This is a genomic window from Chryseobacterium angstadtii, from assembly GCF_001045465.1.
Lineage (GTDB): Bacteria > Bacteroidota > Bacteroidia > Flavobacteriales > Weeksellaceae > Chryseobacterium > Chryseobacterium angstadtii.
Genome location: NZ_LFND01000006.1, coordinates 158,318 through 176,739, shown reverse-complemented (window position 1 = coordinate 176,739; position 18,422 = coordinate 158,318). Strand labels below are relative to the sequence as shown.

The window sequence follows — 18,422 nt, the reverse complement described above, 5'->3', positions numbered from 1 at the left end:
TAATTTAATTTTTAAAAAGAAAAGTTGAATCCTACAGAGAATCGTCTTGGATTTGGGTAAATAGCTCCTGCTGTACCGGAATAGGATGTGGTAACAGAAGGATCGGCTGCTCCCACTTCAGGATCAACTCCTGAGAATTTGGTGATGGTAAATAGATTTTCACCCATAATAAAGATTCCCGCAGACCTGACTTTTAGCTTTTCGGTTAAAGATGCCGGGAAATTATATCCCAGTCTTAAAGATCTCAGCTTAACGTAGCTTGCATCTTCCAAATATCGGGATGATGGTTTGTTGGTTAAATTACTGTTGTTGAATACCGCTACAGGATGCGTGGCTATATCTCCCGGTTTTTCCCATCGGGTCCAGCCGTCCTGTAGTGCCATCTGGTTATAATAAGGGTAAGCACCGTCCGAATCAAATAATTCTCTGTAACTGTTGTAGATTTGCCCGCCCTGTGAGAAGTAAAGATTGGCATTGAGATAGAAGTTTTTAATACTCAGATTAGTATTTATGGCTCCATAATAATCCGGAGTGGAAGAGCCTACAACCTGCACCGTTGCCTGATTATAGTTGGAGGTGGTACCGGTAGTTCCATCTGCTTTGATCACTTCCCATTGTCCCAGACCATTATTGGGATCAACTCCCAGCCATTTTCTCATATAGAAAGAGTTTACGTCATATCCGGGTATCGCCACATGGTTATTAGCCAATACCTGTGTTGCATTATTTCTGGTCGAAAGAATTTTGTTTTTATAGGTACTGATATTGAAACCTACATCCCAGCTTACATTTTGGGATTTAATCACCATATAATTCGCAGCGAACTCCCAGCCTTTATTCTGTACGTCTCCAATGTTTACATACTGCCTGTCCACACCGGTTAATGAAGGAAGAGGAATCCTGATGAGTAGATTTTTAGTTTTATTACTGAAATAATCGATGTTTAAACCTAATCTGTTGTTGAATAATTTAAGATCCGTTCCTATATTGTTCTGGTAAATAGACTCCCAGGTAAGGTTGGAATTTCCCAGCTGGCTCCATGTAGCTCCAATCTGCCCGTCGTACACCTGAGTCAGCTCATACAAATCCTGCCATCCGTAATTGGGGCTCGGTGTATTTCCTACCAGACCGCGGCTGGCTCTCAGTTTCCATTCGTTTACAGGTTTTACATTGAAGAATTTTTCTTTATGAATGTTCCATCCTGCACTGTAAGAATAAAATAATCCGTTTCGCTGGTTGGCACCAAATGCCGATGAAGATTCAGTTCTGATAGATCCCTGAACAAAATATTTTTTATCAAATATGTATTCAGCGTTAAAAAGAAATGCATTGTAGGCCCTGTCGGATTTTACTCCTCTCGGCTTCCTTCCTGTGGCAGCTCCCGTATTAAAGATCGCAGTTCCCGGTACTATACCATATACGCCGGCATCGGAAGATTTATAATACCGGTCACTATATTCATAGGCTGCAAGTGCATTCACATTGTGATTCCCAAAATCCTTGTCGAATCTCAACATCTGATTAAAAAACTTGCTGATGTCTTTCAGGTAAGACTCTGTTAATTCCCCCTTATTACTGAACCCGGAAATAGATCTGGGATCAGTATAATACATGTCATCATAGTTTTTGTAAGTGACGCTGTTGGTGGTGATAAATTTAAGATAATCTGTAAATTTTATTTCTGCATCAAGGTTTCCGATCAGGTCCAGCTGATTGCTTTTTCCGTAATTCCATTGAAGATCATACAGGTAATTGCTGCGGTCTCTTCCATACCATGTTCCTGTGTAGAATTCATCCAGACGGACCAGATTTCCACTGGCATCTCTCGGATTGTCCCACGGCATATTGAGGTACATTTGGTAAAGTGATTCCTGCCTGTCTTTTCCTGTGGTATAGGATAAACTTACCTTAGGTTTTATAATAAGCCACGGTTTTACCGTTTGTTCATGGTTGATCCTAAAAGATAACCTGTTAAAATCATATCCCTTCACACTTCCGCTTTCATTATAATAATTTCCGGAAATAAAAGTTTTCGAATTCTGTGAACCTCCGCTGAAATCAATGGTGTAGTTTTGAGCTACTCCGGTTTGTGTACCATTTTTAAGCCAGTTGTAGCCATCGTTTCTAAGGTTTTCGGGAATAGATGGAGCTCCTTTCAGAGACGTGAAATAATCATACATCTGCGTCCCGTTCATCAGCTTAAAACGTCCATTGGTAAAGGTGTTGAAAGACGTATTCGTGGAAACATTAAGAGCGCTTTTTCCTGAGCTTCCCGCCTTTGTGAAGACCTGTACAATACCGTTGGCACCTCTTGATCCGTATAAGGCTGTAGAAGTGGCGTCTTTCAGAATGTTGATGCTTTCAATCTGACTGGGATCCAGGTTGGGAGTTCCGTTCATCACCACACCGTCTACAACCCAAAGCGCTTCACTTGGACCATTGATGGTGGAATTTCCTCTGATTTTTACCGTAGGAACTGAGCCAGGAGCACCTCCGCCAAGTGTCACCTGTACACCGGCAGCTTTACCTTGCAGTAAGTTGGCTACAGTGGGCGTATTGGAATCTTTTAATTTTTTTTCTGATATCACGGAAACCGCAGCGGTGAGACTGGATCGCTTTTGGGTTTTGTATCCTACTATCACCACATCTTCAATTTCTTTGGTCTGTAAAGAATCTTTTTCTTTGGTGTTCTGGGCGGATAAAAATCCGGATAGGAGTAAGAACAGGACTGCTTTTGAGAGGTCTTGATTTTTTTTCATATATCACGATTGGTTGAGTAACGAATATACAAAAAACTAAAAACGGAGTAGTTTTATTTTATTAAAAGATGTTAAAATTTTAATTTAAACGTATTTTTTAATGTAAGATATTAAATAAAAGGCAGAGATAAAATGATGATTTTAAATAATTTTTAAAATTATCTATTTGATTTTCTTCTAATTAATGTATATGATTGATATTTTTAAAATGATGAAAATAGATATAAAGCTCCTGTCATCTATCAACAAGAACGAAAAATTTCCGGATAGATATCCGGAAAGCTTCGATTTATTGATGACCGATGTTTTTTATAATAAAACTTGTGAAACTTTTTAGCAGGATATTAAAAGTATAAAATAAGCCTGCTACACTCATTTTAAGCTTAATCACAAAAGAGACAAAAGTTATTTGCACAGATGTTAGCTATGATGGAAGTTCACATAAACCTTTAAAAATCACTAAAGTGTTTAAAATAAAACTTTTATGACTTTTGTGGTTTAATAAAAAAGTTTAAGCAGCTTTATAATATGATCACGGATGGCTGTGGAAAAGATGCATCACCAAAGCCAAAGAAACACCTAAAATGACAAGCCCAATCTTTACCCAGTCGATATTATGGTTTTTATTGCTCTCAAAAATAATAACAGAAGATATATGCAGGAAAATCCCGCCTACAATAGCCAGAAAATAAGGCTGAAGATCAGGATTGAAATAATTTCCAAGTAACATTCCCATCGGAGAAGCAAGGGCAAATAACGCAACGATCAGAAGGGAAGGATAAGGTGAAGCCTTCGATTCATTTTTCCTATTGAATAGAAAAGCCCCGAGAATAAATGAAATAGGAAGATTATGAAATACAATTCCCCAAAGATAAGGAGACAGTTGCTGATTGTCGTTGGCCAAAGGAATTCCTTCGATAAATGCATGAATAAATAGGCCGACCATCAGCGCCATAGGAAGAATATTATTCTCACTGTGATGGTGGAAATGGCCGTGTTCGAAACCTTTGGTTAAAGCTTCCAAGACCATCTGAAGAAGAACTCCCGCAATGACGAAAATCCCCAGATTGCCGGCTGCTTTGGAAGTATATACCTGTGGGAAAACTTCATTCAGACAGATTGTGATCAGGAATCCGGCACTTAGTACCAACAGATTTTTAGCCAGCTTTTCTTTTTTTCCGAAATGCTTGCCGAGAAATACTCCCGTAATAACGCTTAATATCAGTAAAACAACCGTTATCATGCTTTTTTCTTAAATAAATTGATACAGCGCGGGGAAACCTCACGGTTGAATTCATTCAGCTGATAATCGCCCCAGATGTTTATTCTTTCAAAACCGCAGTCGGCTGCATAAGAATGGATAGCCTCCAAAGTGTGAAGCTTTACTTTTTCAAAGAAATGAAAAGATTTTCCTTCTGTTTCAAAACGGATATCCTTGATGATATGTCTGCCTTCTATTTTTTTCAGAATCTTGAAATCAATGTCACCACGGGTTATTGTAGTTTCAGCGACTAAATTTTTTCTTACATATTCCTCATTCAGATAATCCAGAACAAAATATCCGCCCGGTTTTAAAACCTGATAAACCGATTGGAAAACTTTCTTGTCATCACTTTCATTATCAAAATATCCGAAGCTTGTGAACAAATTGAATACAGCGTCCATAGGATCGGCATCAATAGGATTTCGCATGTCATGAACATTGAAAAGAAGGGTTTGGTTTTCAAACTGCTTATCAAATTCAATGCTTTGTCTGGAAAGATCCAGTCCCAATACATCATAGCCCAGCTTGTTAAGAAATACCGAATGTCTTCCTTTTCCGCATGCCAGATCAATAATCTTGGATAAAGGTGGCAACTGAAGGTCTTCAGTAAGCTTTGTAATGAAATTTTCGGCTTCCGTATAGTCTCTGTTACTATAAAGAAGATGATAATAAGGTGTATCAAACCAAGATTCAAACCATTCCATAATGCAAAAATAACTAAATTTGTGCGGTTAAAAGCAAAGTATTTAAATATTGAAGGATCGAAAGATTCAATAGGGATCAAAACAAAACTCATAATCTTTTAATTTTTAAATCATTAAATCTTTTGACAAATATATATGGACACAGAAAATCTAAAGATTCAGATAAAGACATTCTTCGGACTGGAGCAGATTCTTGCTGAAGAAATCAAAAAATTGGGCGGAAAAAACGTTGAAATGAAAAATCGTGCAGTTAATTGCGAAGGCGACCTCGGTTTTCTTTATAAAATTAACTATTCAGCGAGAACAGCATTAAAAATTTTAATTCCTGTTTTTGAATTTAAAGCATTTAACCAACATCAGTTTTACAGTAAACTTTCCACTATTGCGTGGGAAGATTATTTGAATGTAGATCAGTCTTTCGCTATTGATTCTACGGTGAATTCCGAAACATTCAAACATTCTCAGTTTGTAACACTGAAGATGAAAGATGCTATCGTTGATTATTTTCAGGATAAATTCAAAAGACGCCCAAATGTAGAAACAAGAAATCCGGATATTAAATTCCACCTTCATATCGATAGGGAATTGGTAACTGTTTCTTTGGATTCTTCCGGAGATCCGCTGTTCAAAAGAGGGTACAGAAAAGAACAGGGAGAAGCGCCTATTAATGAAGTATTGGCAAGCGGAATGTTGCAATTGGCAGGCTGGGATGGAAAAGGTAATTTCCTGGATCCTATGTGCGGTTCCGGAACCCTTCTTGTGGAAGCAGCTATGATTGCGATGGACCTTCCGGCCCAGATTTTCAGAAGAGGATTTGCTTTCCAGAACTGGTCTAATTATGACGCCGATCTTTTTGCGAAGATCAAAGAAGTAAGAGTAAACCGCGTTAAAGAATTTACAGGAAAAATCGTAGGGTACGATATTGATGCCAGAATGCTGAACGCGGCCAGAATCAATGTTGAAGCTGCGGAAATGGAAGATGTGATTGAAGTGAAAAAACAGAACTTTTTCGAATCTAAAAAAGAGCTTTTCCCGCTGTTAATGGTTTTCAATCCGCCTTATGATGAGAGAATTTCTATTAATGATGATGATTTTTACAAGAAAATCGGGGATACTTTCAAAACAAACTATCCGAATACACTAGCCTGGCTGATCTCTTCTGATCTGGAGGCAGTGAAGAAAATAGGTCTTCGCCCTTCCAGAAAAATCAAACTTTTCAACGGAAAACTGGAAACGAGATTCCTGCAGTACGAAATGTACGAAGGGACCAAGAAGGTTCATAAAATTGAAAAAGAATAATAAGTTTTGTATAGAAGCCTTCCGTAACCGGGAGGTTTTTTTTGTGCCTAATTGTTAGTTAGGAAAGGGAGTCTAAAGATGGAAGATGGAAGTTATTGAAGAGTAAAATAACTAATGATATCTAATATGAACTTCCATCTTCCTGCTTCTCGCTTCCTTCTTTCAAAAGATTTTTATTCTTGCCTTAATCCCAAATATGCATGGTTAGGGATTAGTTGATAAAATAATAGCATATTTTGATAATTTAATATTAAATGTTTCAATTGGGCTTGTCTAAATTCGTTAAAACAACTAAATATTAACGATATGAAAAAGATAAGCCTAATGTCTTTACTGATTTTATTAATCAGTATTTCTATGATGATTTCGTGTAATTCTGAACGTTCAGATGATTCTGTCAATTCAAATGATGCCTCAGTATCCGTTAAAGGAGGAATGGCTTCAAAAGTGGCCGACTTTGGAAAGAAACCGCTTTCCATTATGTATGTTGAAGTCAATAATAATGATATCAGAGAAGTGGGCAAATATAAGCTGGCAGACGGAAAACAGCTTTTTGATGTTGCCATTATTTTTGCCGCCAATATCAATTACAATACTTCTACCCGGAAAGCCTATCTGCATTTTAATGATCAGGTGACCAATGTGCTGAGTAATAAAACCACATACATCAAACCTTTACAGGACAAAGGAATCAAGGTGATGCTGTCTATTCTTGGAAATCATCAGGGAGCTGGATTTGCAAACTTTCCAAGCCAGGCGGCTGCTAAAGATTTTGCACAGGAATTAGCCAATGCAGTCAATACCTATGGTTTAGACGGTATCGACTTTGATGATGAATATGCAAACTATGGAGCCAACGGAACTTCTCAGCCTAATCAGTCTTCATTTGTGTATCTTGTGACGGCACTTCGAGAGCTCCTTCCGAATAAAATCATTTCATTTTATAACATCGGTCCTTCAGCGAGTAATCTTTCTTATAATGGAGTGACTGTAGGATCTAAAGTAGACTATGCCTGGAACCCTTATTATAGCACTTATTCGGCTCCAAATATTCCGGGTCTGGATAGTGCCCATAAAGGAGCTGCGGCAGTAAATGTAAAACCTGGAACATCTACTTACACAAGTGCTTCTACGGTTACCAATTATGCACAGAGAACTAAAAATGACGGGTATGGCGTTTTCTTATATTATGATTTGGGATCTACCAACATAGCCTCTTATTTTTCAAATGCTACGAATGTATTATACGGACAAAGCACTGTCTATGGAAATTAATAGCTATTTGGAGATAGCCTGTTTTTCTTCTCTAATATAGAAGTCAGTAATGACCATTTTATGATTTTTGTTAAGGACAATTCTTTTTGGATTGTCCTTTTTTATGATGGATGAAGCTTTCTGTATGATTTCAGGAATCTTTATGATATTGAAACTATTTAAAAGTTAATTTATTTGAATAAGCTGTTAAACTGTTTGCGGGTTCATCAGCGAATAAGTAATTTTGAAAAATTTTCAATTTGAGACCTACTATTTCCATTGTTGTTGCTATTTTCAACCGAAAAGACGAGCTTTTTGAACTGCTGAATTCTTTGACTTTTCAGACAGACAAAGACTTTGAAATTATTATTGTAGACGATGGTTCTCTTATTGATCTAAAACCGACTATTCAGAATTTTGAAGGAATATTAGACATTAAATACTTCAAAAAAGATAATTCCGGACCGGGGCTCAGCAGAAATTACGGAGCGAAAAGAGCTCAGAATGAATGGCTGCTTTTTGTAGACAGTGACGTTATTGTCGAAAAGGATTATATAGAAAATATCAAGAAAGATATAGAAACCATTCCATGTGATGCGTTCGGAGGGGCGGATAAAGCCCATAAAGGTTTTAATCTGATGCAGAAAGCGATTTCTTATTCCATGACCTCAGTTTTTACAACCGGAGGAATCAGAGGAAGCAAGAAAGCGGTATCCAGATTTCAGCCGAGAAGTTTCAATATGGGTGTCAATAAAGCTGTTTTTGAAAAGGTAGGCGGTTTTTCCGAAATGAGAATCGGGGAAGATCCGGATCTGTCCATGACGCTTTGGGAGAAAGGCTTTACAACGGCGTTTTTTGATGATATCGCCGTTTTTCATAAAAGAAGGGTAGATCTGGGGAAATTTTCCAAACAGGTGTATCAGTTCGGTTGTGCGAGACCTATTCTTAATCAGAGACATCCCAATTATGTAAAGATTTCCTTTGCATTTCCAACTCTGTTTATGCTGGGATATATTTTAGGTTTTATAGAATATTTTGTAATGGGAAGAGGAATTATCCTGGCATTTTACGGATTGTATACTTTCCTTGTGTTTTTCCACGCCATGTGGGTGACGAAAAATATAAGCATTGCCGGAATGGCGGTAATTTCCACCTATATCCAGATGTTTTCCTACGGATACGGCTTCCTAAAATCATGGGTACTTCTGAATATTTTCAGGATGAAACCCGAGGATGCTTTTCCGAAGCATTTTCATAAGCAATAAAAAAATAAAAGCTGCCGGAACTCCGGCAGCTTTTATAACAATAAATTAGGATATGAATAGAGTTTCATGGTTGAGAACGCCTGTTTTCAGCATGCATTCCCGCATTTTTTCATAGGTTCTGGCAATATCGTGATCCAGCCCGATAGAAAATCTGATCAATCCGTCCGATATACCCATAGCTTCACGCTCTTCCTCCGGAATCTCTGATGATGTAGAACTTCCCGAGCATGAAAATAAAGTTTTATAGAATCCAAGACTTACCGCCAGATAACCCAGATTTTCCTGCTGCATCATTTCCATCAGTTCATTTGCTTTTTCGGTGGTACCGGCATCCAGGGTCAACAGACCTCCAAATCCGTACTCTTCATGCATCATACTTTTCATCAGTTCATGATCTTTGTGGGATTTCAACCCCGGATAAGATACTTTTAGTCCGTCTTTTTCAAACCTTTCCGCCAGATACATGGCGTTGTGGCTATGTTGCTTCATTCTGATGTGAAGCGTTCTCAGGTTTTTAAGGATACTTGCCGAACGGAAGCTGTCCATGGTGGGCCCCAGAAGCATACATGCTCCGTTGTTTACATTTTTGGTATCATTAATGAATTCCTGGGTTCCGCAATATACACCGCCTACCGTATCACTGCTTCCGTTGATGAATTTTGTTAAACTGTGGATAACGATATCCGCTCCCAATAAGGTGGGTGAAACAGAAAGAGGGGAGAAGGTATTGTCTACAATCAGTTTCAGGTTGTGTTTTTTACAGATCTCGGAAAGTTTTCTCAGGTCTGCTACTTCAAGAAGCGGGTTACTCACGCTTTCACAGTAGATCACTTTGGTTTGTGGTGTTATAGAATTTTCGATAGACTCAAAATTACCGATATCTACAAAAGAAGTTTGAATATTAAAAGGAGGCAGGAAATTTTTAAGAAAAGCATAAGTTCCTCCATAGATCGTTCTGCTGGAAATAATATGATCGCCGCTTTTACATACCTGCATCAAAACAGAAGTGATAGCGCCCATTCCGGATGCTGTAACATTGGCTGCTTCAGTATTCTCCATTTTTGCCAGTGCCTGGGCAAGATAAAGATTCATCGGGGACGAATGTCTGGAATATAAATAACATCCTTCAGCATTTCCTTCAAACGTATCAAACATGGTTTTCGCAGAAAGAAAGGTATAGGTGGAACTATCAGAAATCGATGGATTTACTCCTCCGAATTCTCCAAAATATTGAAGATCCTGGATCTCATTGGCCGCATTAAAATTTTCCATAAACTTTAGGTTTTATTTGTCGGCTTAAATATGCTTTGTTTTCCTAATTATTACAAGATATATTTAAATTTGTAGAATATAAATCTGCTATTTCTATTTTTATTAGAAAATATGTTTATTATATTTGAATTTGTTAAACTTTATCCAAAAATATATCTATGAATTTTGATGAAACCGATAAAAAACTGCTCCTGTTACTTCAGGAAGACTGCAAGCAGACCACCAAAGAACTGTCTTACAAGCTGGGTTTGTCTGTAACAGCTGTTTATGAACGTATCAAAAAGCTTGAAAATACAGGCGTGATTTCCAAGTATGTAGCATTGCTGAACAGACACAAAATTAACCGGGATTTCATTGTCTTATGTCATATAAAACTCGCACAGCACAAAAAAGAATTTGTACTGCAGTTTGAAAAAGAAGTCATGAACCTGCAGGAAGTTACAGAATGTTTCCATGTGAGCGGTGATTACGACTATATCCTGAAATTAGGCGTTAAGGACATGGAGGATTACCGTAATTTTATGCTTACCAAATTAACGGCACTCCAGCATATAGCGAGTACCCACAGTTCTTTTATGATCTCTGAGGTGAAAAATACAACGGCAATTGTTCTGTAATTATACGAGAACTCCGTTTTTGGAAGCAATAGGGTCAGGAAGATCATCATGCTCACCGATCATCTGAAGAACATCAATTTCAATGGTTCGGCATATGGAAAGCATGGGAATATCGAACATCATCCCTTCAAAAGGGTTTTCGGAATAATCTCCAACCAGTTCCATAACAATGTAAATCCATCCGATGATGACGCAGAAAGGAACACTGACCAATATTCCCCAGTTCCCCAGTTTTGCAAATTCATTCACCAATCCAAGAGGAAGTAGCATAATGAAGATGACGTTAAAAATAAAAGCGGTACTGGCAAACTGTCTGGGTGAAGGGAATTTTTTTATCCTTTCCGCCTGGCCTTGATAATCATAGAAAAGATTAAGGGCTTCCTGAAGCTGCATTTGGTTGAAATCCGAAATGTCGCCTAAATTTTTTAATTCGTTTACTTCTTTGGCCTGTTTTGAAATCAGGTAAGTGGCAAAATTTTTATATTCCGGCTGAAGATCAAGTTCCTTTTCGGAAAGATATTTATGAAGGAAAATAGGGGTTCTTCCATAGTCCGGAAATCCGGCTTTAATGAGTCTGTGCCTTCTGATATTGATATCTCCGAAATGTCTCTTTTGGGACATATGCTCCCATTCTGTAGGAATTAATAATTGTTCGCGGAAAGTGTACAGCCACGCAATATGGCGGTAAGCTATTCTCTTTTTTATCGTTTCGGTTTCGCTGTTCCCTTCCCCGGTTGTATTGAAAGCATATAGCATGGAAACAAAAGAACGGCTGGAGTTTACAATACCGCCCCATATTTTACGGGCTTCCCACAATCTGTCGTAGGCCTGGTTATTTTTAAAACCTACATAAAAAGCTTCTGCGGTACCAATCAGAGCTACCGGAACCCACGGAATAATCATCCACTGCCATTTAAAGAAATAAAAAAGGGCTGCTACCAATGTACACCAGGCGGTAAGCCAGATCAAATGGCCGCCTGCAAGATTAAGAACCTGTTTGTAATTGAAATACTTTGTGGTGATCATACTGTTTCATCAAGTTTGGTGTGGACATGAGCAAATTAAATACCAAAGTTCGGGTATCGTAATCCTATATTAAAAGTAATAAAAAAAACCTCTAAAAAATTAGAGGTTTCATATATTTAATATTGCTGATTAATAGTGCAGCATTTCTTCAATTTTTTTGCTGAGTTTTTCAGCATTAGGAAGCATCTCTTTCTCCAGTACCAGATTGATAGGTACGGCCGGAACATCCAGAGATCCCATGGTTTCTACAGGAGCATCCAGATATTTGAAACAGTTTTTCGAGATACGGTGCGCAAATGCTTCCGCAAACGAATTATTTAACTGCTCTTCCGTAAGAACGATACACTTTCCGTGTGCTTTTACTCTTTCGAAAACAAGTGCTTCATCCAAAGGAATTATAGTTCGAAGGTCAATGACTTCAACTCTGCCGTTAAAGTTCTTCACGGCTTCTTTAGCCCAGTAAACACCCATTCCATAGGTAACGACTAATAATGTTCTTCCTTTTTCAGTTTCATTCTGATCCGCTTCAATAATTACTTTTCCTTTTCCGAAAGGAAGGATGTAATCTTCTGCCGGTTCAATGGTTTTAGCATCTTCAGTTCCCGGAACCTTGCTCCAGTAAAGACCTTTATGCTCCAGCATGATCACCGGGTTGGGATCATAATAAGCTGCTTTTAATAATCCTTTAAAGTCAGCTGCATTACTCGGATAGGCAATCTTGATTCCTTTAATGTTGGCTAAGATACTTTCAACACTTCCGCTATGATAAGGTCCGCCTCCTCCGTAAGCACCAATAGGTACACGGATGATATTGCTAACCGGGAATTTTCCCTGGCTTAAATAACTTGATTTTGAAATTTCCGTGATCAGTTGATTGATTCCCGGATAAATATAATCGGCAAACTGAACTTCCACGATAGGCTTCAGTCCTACGGCACTCATTCCGGCCGTTGATCCAATGATATAGGCCTCCTGAATAGCCGTATTAAATACTCTTTTACTTCCGAATTTTTTTCCTAAAGTGACCGTTTCTCTGAACACACCACCAATTCTTTCCCCTACATCCTGTCCGTAAAGAAGAGCTTCAGGGTGTTTCCACATCAGTTCCTGAACAGCATGAATAGCCGCATCTACCATAACGATTTTTTCACCGCCGGCAGGTTCACGGGTTCCCGTTTCCTCTGTGATAGGGGTAGGGGCGAAAACGTGCTGCATAACAGTTTCAGGTTTAGGGTCTTCGGCATTTTTGGCTTTTTCAAATGCTTCTTCTGCTTCCAGACGGGCTTTTTTAGTGATCTGTTTTAAAAGATCTTCATCCACTCCGGCTTCAAGAAGCTGTTTTCTAAGGATCTCGCCCGGATCTTTAGCTCTATGTTTTGTTAAATCTTCTTCATCTCTGTAAAACTCTCTTCTTACTCCAGACGTATGATGACCAATAAGTACTGTTTTTGCACAGACTACCAGAGGTTTTCTTTCGTTTCTTACAAAATCAACCGCCTTTTTCATCGCTTCAAAACTTTCCACGAAATCGGTTCCGTCCACACGCATTCTGCTCAATCCTGTAAAACCTGATACAAAATCATAGGCGTCACATGTTCTTGCTTCCTCTTTGGTTACAGAAATTCCCCATTCGTTATCCTGTACCAGAAATATAATAGGAAGTTGATGAAGAGCGGCAAACTGTAAAGCTTCACTTACTTCACCTTCCGTTACCGAATTGTCTCCAAGACTGCATACCACAACCGGATTGTTTTCAAAATTCTGTAAATTAAAATCCTGAATGTATTTTATCCCCTGAGCAACACCTGTAGTAGGAATGGTCTGCATTCCTGTAGCAGAGCTCTGGTGAATGATTTTGGGTTTGTTTTCGTCCCTGCTTGAAGGATGAGAGTAGTAGGATCTTCCACCCGAAAAAGGATCTTCTGCTTTTGCGAGAAGCTGCAGCATGAGTTCATACGGTTCAAAACCGATTCCCAAAAGAATACTTTCATCTCTGTAATAAGGAGACACCCAGTCTTCTTTTTTAAGCTGATAAGCAGTGGCCAGCTGAATAGCTTCATGGCCTCTGGAAGTACTATGAACATATTTACAGATGTTTCTGTTTTCTTCGTAGATATCCGCCATAGCCTTTGCCAGCATCATGTGATTGTATGCTTTTAACAAAATATCCTGAGAAACTTTTTCGTGAAGTGTATTTTCCATAGATAGCAAATATACACAAAAAAACAAAATACTAACAACTGTTAGTATTTTGTGAAGATTGAATGATGTAAAGGCCTATTCCTTAATTACTTTTTTAGAAATAACTTCTTTACCGGTATTTATTTCAATGATGTAAATTCCTTTATTGTAAGCCGAAAGATCAACATATTCCTTATCACTTTTGATCATACCATTCCGGAGTTTTTTACCGGATAAGTCATAAACAGTGTAAGTTGATTTTTTAGGTGCTTTAAGAATGTTTACAATGTCTTTGGTGACAGTAGGGGCAATGGCAATATTCGTTAAATAAGCATTCTCCTGGGTTCCTAATACCTGAGTATATCCTGTAGTCAGAATGGAATAGTTCTGAGGTGCTGCTGCACCTGAATTGTTTTTCAATGTACCCTTATGGGAAATTTCAATTTTATAAATCCTTCCTGCAACGGGAGCATCTACGATAACCTGTTCTACATTATCTACCGTATTGTCTCCTTTTGTAGCGGGTGTCATCGGGCTTAGCGCATCAAGTTTCCAGGGAGTATAAACAGCATTGGTTACCATATCGGTAATTCTTACATCTATATCATTAATCAGCTTAGAGTTTCTGTTGTTGTTATTGGAAGCCCATTCATTATCAAAGTTGGTAAATTCAGGATCTACCCATGACAGGGTTATTTTTAACGGCTCCGAACCGGAAGCGATAACCTTTTTGATATTCGGCGTGTTATTATTCAGGGTTTCATCATTAAATAATACGGTATTGTTAGATTTTCCCACCAATAATTCTGCCCCTTTTTTAGCATTGATAAATCCCCAGCCAAATTGAGGATCAGGACCAATGTTTCCTGCTTCCAGAGCAGAATGTATCATTAAAGTTTTGGCAGAAGCCGCATTGAGAAGACTGCCGGCAAATAACTGCTTATTGATTTGGGTCCAAAGCCCTATAATTCCTGTTACGATAGGGGCGGAATAAGAGGTTCCGCTGCCAATGGTAACACTGTTGCTTCCCGTAGTGTTGTTAGCAGTTGTAGGACTTGCAACATCAGTTCCTACTGTACTGATATCCGGTTTTATGCCTCCGTCATCTCTTGGTCCCGCACTGCTGTAGCTTGAATGAATAACATCTGAAGCAGCCGTATATCTTCCTCCGTTGGCGGTAATGCGGTCATTGGCGCCTACAACTATAATGTTTTTACCCAGTGAACCTATGCCGATACAGTCATAACCCTGTACACAGTTTACAGGCGGAAGTGTATCTGTAGCTGAAAATTCTACGTATGCTCCTGCGGCATTTGTATAATACCTTTTGAGATTGTCAGCTCCTGGCCCGTTGCCAAAAAAATTACCGGAAGATTTTACGATAATATAAGAAGGATTATTGTATACGATTTGATCATAATTTTTATCTCCCGTATGATAGGTTCCCTGCGCGTCATAATAGGTGTTGGGACTTGTAAAGCTTCCGTTCCATACCCAGGCGGTAGCTCCTGAAACAGCGGCTATACCCCATCCCTGATTCGTTCCGTACGAATGATTGGAGATGTTAGGCTGTGCAATCAGTATTTTTTGAAACACATTGCTTGATGAAGTATCTCCGGGTAATGTAGTGGTACCAAAAGAGTAAGCATCAATAAATGAATTGGGTGCAATTCCCTTAAAATTAACCTGTCTGGTGGTCCCATCATTCAATGTGAAAGTAAAAGGATAATTTTTTGATCCTATAAACCCTGAAACAGAAGTAGCATGATCTCCGTATATAAGGGTGCTGTTTTCCTTGTTCGTAATTCTGTTGGGAATATTATTAAAAAGAACATGATTCGCATATACCCTTGCGGCGCCGCCCACGGTGCTTCCGTCGAAAATGGTAAATTTGATGTTCTCTCCGTTGAATGATCCGGTAAGTCCTGTTACCGTTCCATCTTGAAGAAAGTCTGTATTAGAATTTAAGACCTGATCCAGATCTTCAGCTTGAAGGAAGTAAGGTTTGTTACCTGGCAAAAATCCGGCAAGTGTTATTTTCTTTTCTTCAATTTCTTTTAAAATTTCCGGACTGCGGTCTGAGCCATACTTTTTGGAGACATAAGTTTCAAATTTAGTTTTGTTTTCTATTTTTTCTTTTTCGAGTTGTTGTAATAGAATTTCATTGTTTTGTGCATTTGTAACGATGAGGGTTAAAATGCCAATCGGGATAAAGATTTTTTTCATAGTATTTATATTAAAAGTAATGCTTAAATATATCAATTAAATGAAATAGCTTGGTGTAATTATTTGTAAATCAATGGTTTGATTTAAAATATAAAAACATTTCCATTCCCTTGTTTATAATTTTAATTTAAGATCCTGATACTAATAGTTTTCATACTTGAAAAAGGCTTTATATTATGTTAAATCATGGGTCTCTTTTTACTTTTTGATACCTTTTAAGAAGCTGGAAAGGAATAGTCGTTTTAAGATATTATGTAAAAGCCGTTTCCACATCAAGTGAAAACGGCTGAAGAATGAAAATAGATTGGGGAATTATTCTTTGATGACTCTTTTGGATACAGTTTCTTTTCCTGTATTGACTTCGATAATGTATATCGCCGCAGGATAAGTGGAAATATCTAAAGATTCTTTTTCATTATTGATTAACCCGCTTGATAGCTTTTTGCCGGAAAGATCATAAATGTTGAATACTGATTTTTTAGGGGCATTCATTACCTGTACAGTGCTTGTGGTTTTGGTAGGAGCAATCACAATGCTGTTTGATGAATTTGCTACTTCGCTTGGTTTTGCAGAGGTTCTGGCCACAGTACTGTGACCCGTTACCATGATGGCATAATTCTGACTGGTGTTAGCGCCCGCATCGTTAACTAGGTTACCTTTATTGGTGATCTCAATTCTGTAAGATCTTCCTGCAACCGGAGCATTAATGACTACTTGCTCCACATTATCTACCTTATTGTCTGCTTTTGTAGCTGTTAGAGGATTGGCTGGATCAAGCTTCCACGGATAATAAACCGTATTATTGGAGGTGTCAATAATTCTAAGATCAAGATCATTAACTAATGTTGATGTTCTTACATTATGAAGCTCAGCAAAAGTTTGATAATTAGGTGTTTTATAAGCCGGGTCAATCCATGATATGGTTACTTTAAGTGGCTCGCTTCCGGAGGCAGTAACTGTTTTTTTGTTGGCAATACCGCTGGTTAAGGCTTCATCCGAAAATATAACGGTACCATTAGATTTTCCTACCAAAAGCTCAGCTCCTTTTTTAGCATTAATGAAACCCCATCCATGGTGAGGGTCCGGTCCTATATTTCCGGCTTCAGACGCAGAATGAATAGTAAGTACTTTTGCGGAAGCAGCATTGAATTCAGCACCGCTGAGAAGTTGTTTGTTGATTTGAGTCCAAAGTCCGATAATTCCTGCTACAATAGGACCGGAGTAAGATGTTCCACTGCCTGAGCTATAAATAGAGCTTCCGGTAGTATCTTCTGCCGTAGAGGCATGCCCTACGTTGGTTCCTACTGTGGTAATATCCGGTTTAATACCTCCGTCATCTCTTGGCCCTGCACTGCTGTAGCTCGATTTTATAACATTTGAGGCGTTGGTGTATCTTTTATCAGCTGCGGTAAGAATATTTGTGGCACCTACAACAATGATATTCTTGGCTAATGAACCTGTACCTATACAATCATATCCTGAATTACAGTTTTTTAAAGGGAGATTGGTGTCTGAAGAACTGAAAGCAACAAGATTTCCCAATGAATCTTTGTAGTATTTATTAGTAGCTCCGGCAGGCGGTATCATCCCATAGGAATTTCCAGCAGATTTTACAATGACGTAAGATGGATTGCTGTACACAATTTTATCGTAGTTTTCATCATTGGAAAGATAGGTTCCCTGTGCATTATATGAAGTGCCATTACTGTAATAGCCATTCCACACCCATATGCCCTGTAAAGGACGGTAATCCCAACCTAAATTGGTTCCGTATGAATGGTTTGATAATTTAGGCTGTGCGGTTACTATTTTTTGAAAAACACTGCTTTGGGAAGTATTTCCCGGAAGTGTTGAGGTCATAAACGCATAAGAATCAAAAGTACAGTTTTTAGCAATACCCTGAATATCCTTGGAGTTGGAAATGTATGATTTTCCACCAATAAAACTTGATACTGCAGTAGCATGTGCACTGTAATTCATTGTATTGGCTTCTTTGTTGGTTACACGATTGGCTGCATTGTTAAAAACGTTGTGTGTTGCAAATACTCTTCCTCCGTCAAACACGGTGATCTTAATATTCTCACCGTTAAAAGATCCGTTTAGTCCTGAAACGGTTCCGTTCTGAAGAAAATCGGAATTGGAGTTTTTGGTTTGATCAATATCATGAAGCTCGTAGAAATAAGGAGTGTCTCCTAAAAATCCTGCAAGAACACTTTTTTTCTCTTCAATTTCTTGTTGGATTTTAGCATCTTTTTTATTAGATGCATAATTTCTAGAAACATAAGCGTCAAACTTTTCACTGTTTATGATTCTTTGGTTTTCGAAATCCCGTTGCAGGTTGTCGTTTTTCTGAGCATTCACGAACAGTGTGGCCAGCATTGCGGCCAGAAATAAATGTTTTTTCATATTTGTATTTTAGAGTTACAGGACAAATATATACAACAGGATCAATTTTAAATTATATTTTTTATATTATTTTCATAAAACGGTATATTTTATTGATAATAATTTAGTTTAATTTCTTTTATTGTAATATTGTTTGCGATAATGGTTTG

General features: G+C 38.2%; 12 protein-coding genes. 4 read left to right on the top strand and 8 right to left on the bottom strand.

What is annotated here, in order from left to right:
• Nucleotides 1-11: 11 nt before the first annotated feature.
• The 3 genes from ACM46_RS17435 to ACM46_RS17425 all read right to left on the bottom strand — a co-directional run bounded on the left by ACM46_RS17435 (nt 12) and on the right by ACM46_RS17425 (nt 4,727).
• A complete protein-coding gene (locus tag ACM46_RS17435) occupies nt 12-2,759 on the bottom strand; it encodes a SusC/RagA family TonB-linked outer membrane protein (protein WP_048507974.1) in 2,748 nt (915 codons plus the stop codon).
• Between the two features lie 532 nt (nt 2,760-3,291).
• Nucleotides 3,292-4,002, bottom strand: coding sequence for a ZIP family metal transporter (locus ACM46_RS17430; protein WP_420911840.1), 711 nt, complete (start codon nt 4,000-4,002; stop codon nt 3,292-3,294).
• Nucleotides 3,999-4,727, bottom strand: a complete 729-nt coding sequence (locus ACM46_RS17425; RefSeq protein ID WP_048507973.1) for a class I SAM-dependent DNA methyltransferase — start codon at nt 4,725-4,727, stop codon at nt 3,999-4,001. Before ACM46_RS17425 ends, ACM46_RS17430 begins: the two co-directional genes overlap by 4 nt.
• 135 nt (nt 4,728-4,862) lie before the next feature.
• Between ACM46_RS17425 and ACM46_RS17420 the strand changes: the two genes are divergently transcribed.
• From ACM46_RS17420 to ACM46_RS17410, 3 genes are all read left to right on the top strand, one after another.
• Nucleotides 4,863-6,026: a THUMP domain-containing class I SAM-dependent RNA methyltransferase gene (locus ACM46_RS17420; RefSeq protein WP_048507972.1), complete on the top strand. Its 1,164-nt coding sequence runs from the start codon at nt 4,863-4,865 to the stop codon at nt 6,024-6,026.
• A gap of 306 nt (nt 6,027-6,332) precedes the next feature.
• Nucleotides 6,333-7,301, top strand: a complete 969-nt coding sequence (locus ACM46_RS17415; RefSeq protein ID WP_083997447.1) for an endo-beta-N-acetylglucosaminidase H — start codon at nt 6,333-6,335, stop codon at nt 7,299-7,301.
• Between the two features lie 239 nt (nt 7,302-7,540).
• Nucleotides 7,541-8,545 carry a glycosyltransferase family 2 protein gene (locus tag ACM46_RS17410; RefSeq protein ID WP_048507971.1) on the top strand — a complete coding sequence of 335 codons (1,005 nt, stop codon included), beginning with the start codon at nt 7,541-7,543 and terminating at the stop codon, nt 8,543-8,545.
• Nucleotides 8,546-8,590: 45 nt separating this feature from the next.
• Here ACM46_RS17410 and ACM46_RS17405 read toward each other — a convergent pair whose 3' ends face one another.
• A complete protein-coding gene (locus ACM46_RS17405) occupies nt 8,591-9,817 on the bottom strand; it encodes an aminotransferase class I/II-fold pyridoxal phosphate-dependent enzyme (protein ID WP_048507970.1) in 1,227 nt (408 codons plus the stop codon).
• A gap of 158 nt (nt 9,818-9,975) precedes the next feature.
• Here ACM46_RS17405 and ACM46_RS17400 point away from each other — a divergent pair, with 158 nt between their 5' ends.
• Complete coding sequence (locus ACM46_RS17400; protein WP_048507969.1) at nt 9,976-10,434, top strand: Lrp/AsnC family transcriptional regulator; 459 nt, start codon at nt 9,976-9,978, stop codon at nt 10,432-10,434.
• On the opposite strand, the gene ACM46_RS17395 is transcribed toward ACM46_RS17400, so the two are convergent.
• From ACM46_RS17395 to ACM46_RS17380, 4 genes are all read right to left on the bottom strand, one after another.
• Nucleotides 10,435-11,460: a bestrophin family protein gene (locus tag ACM46_RS17395; RefSeq protein ID WP_048507968.1), complete on the bottom strand. Its 1,026-nt coding sequence runs from the start codon at nt 11,458-11,460 to the stop codon at nt 10,435-10,437. It abuts the gene before it with no gap.
• 129 nt (nt 11,461-11,589) lie between these two features.
• Nucleotides 11,590-13,662 (bottom strand): alpha-ketoacid dehydrogenase subunit alpha/beta, encoded by a 2,073-nt coding sequence (locus ACM46_RS17390; RefSeq protein WP_048507967.1) that lies wholly within the window; start codon nt 13,660-13,662, stop codon nt 11,590-11,592.
• 75 nt (nt 13,663-13,737) lie between these two features.
• Entirely contained in the window at nt 13,738-15,867 is a 2,130-nt protein-coding gene (locus tag ACM46_RS17385; protein ID WP_048507966.1) for a S8 family peptidase, read from the bottom strand.
• A 312-nt stretch (nt 15,868-16,179) separates the two neighbouring features.
• The gene (locus ACM46_RS17380) at nt 16,180-18,273 is read right to left on the bottom strand and encodes a S8 family peptidase (protein WP_048507965.1); all 2,094 of its coding nucleotides are present in this window, start codon (nt 18,271-18,273) and stop codon (nt 16,180-16,182) included.
• Nucleotides 18,274-18,422: the final 149 nt, after the last annotated feature.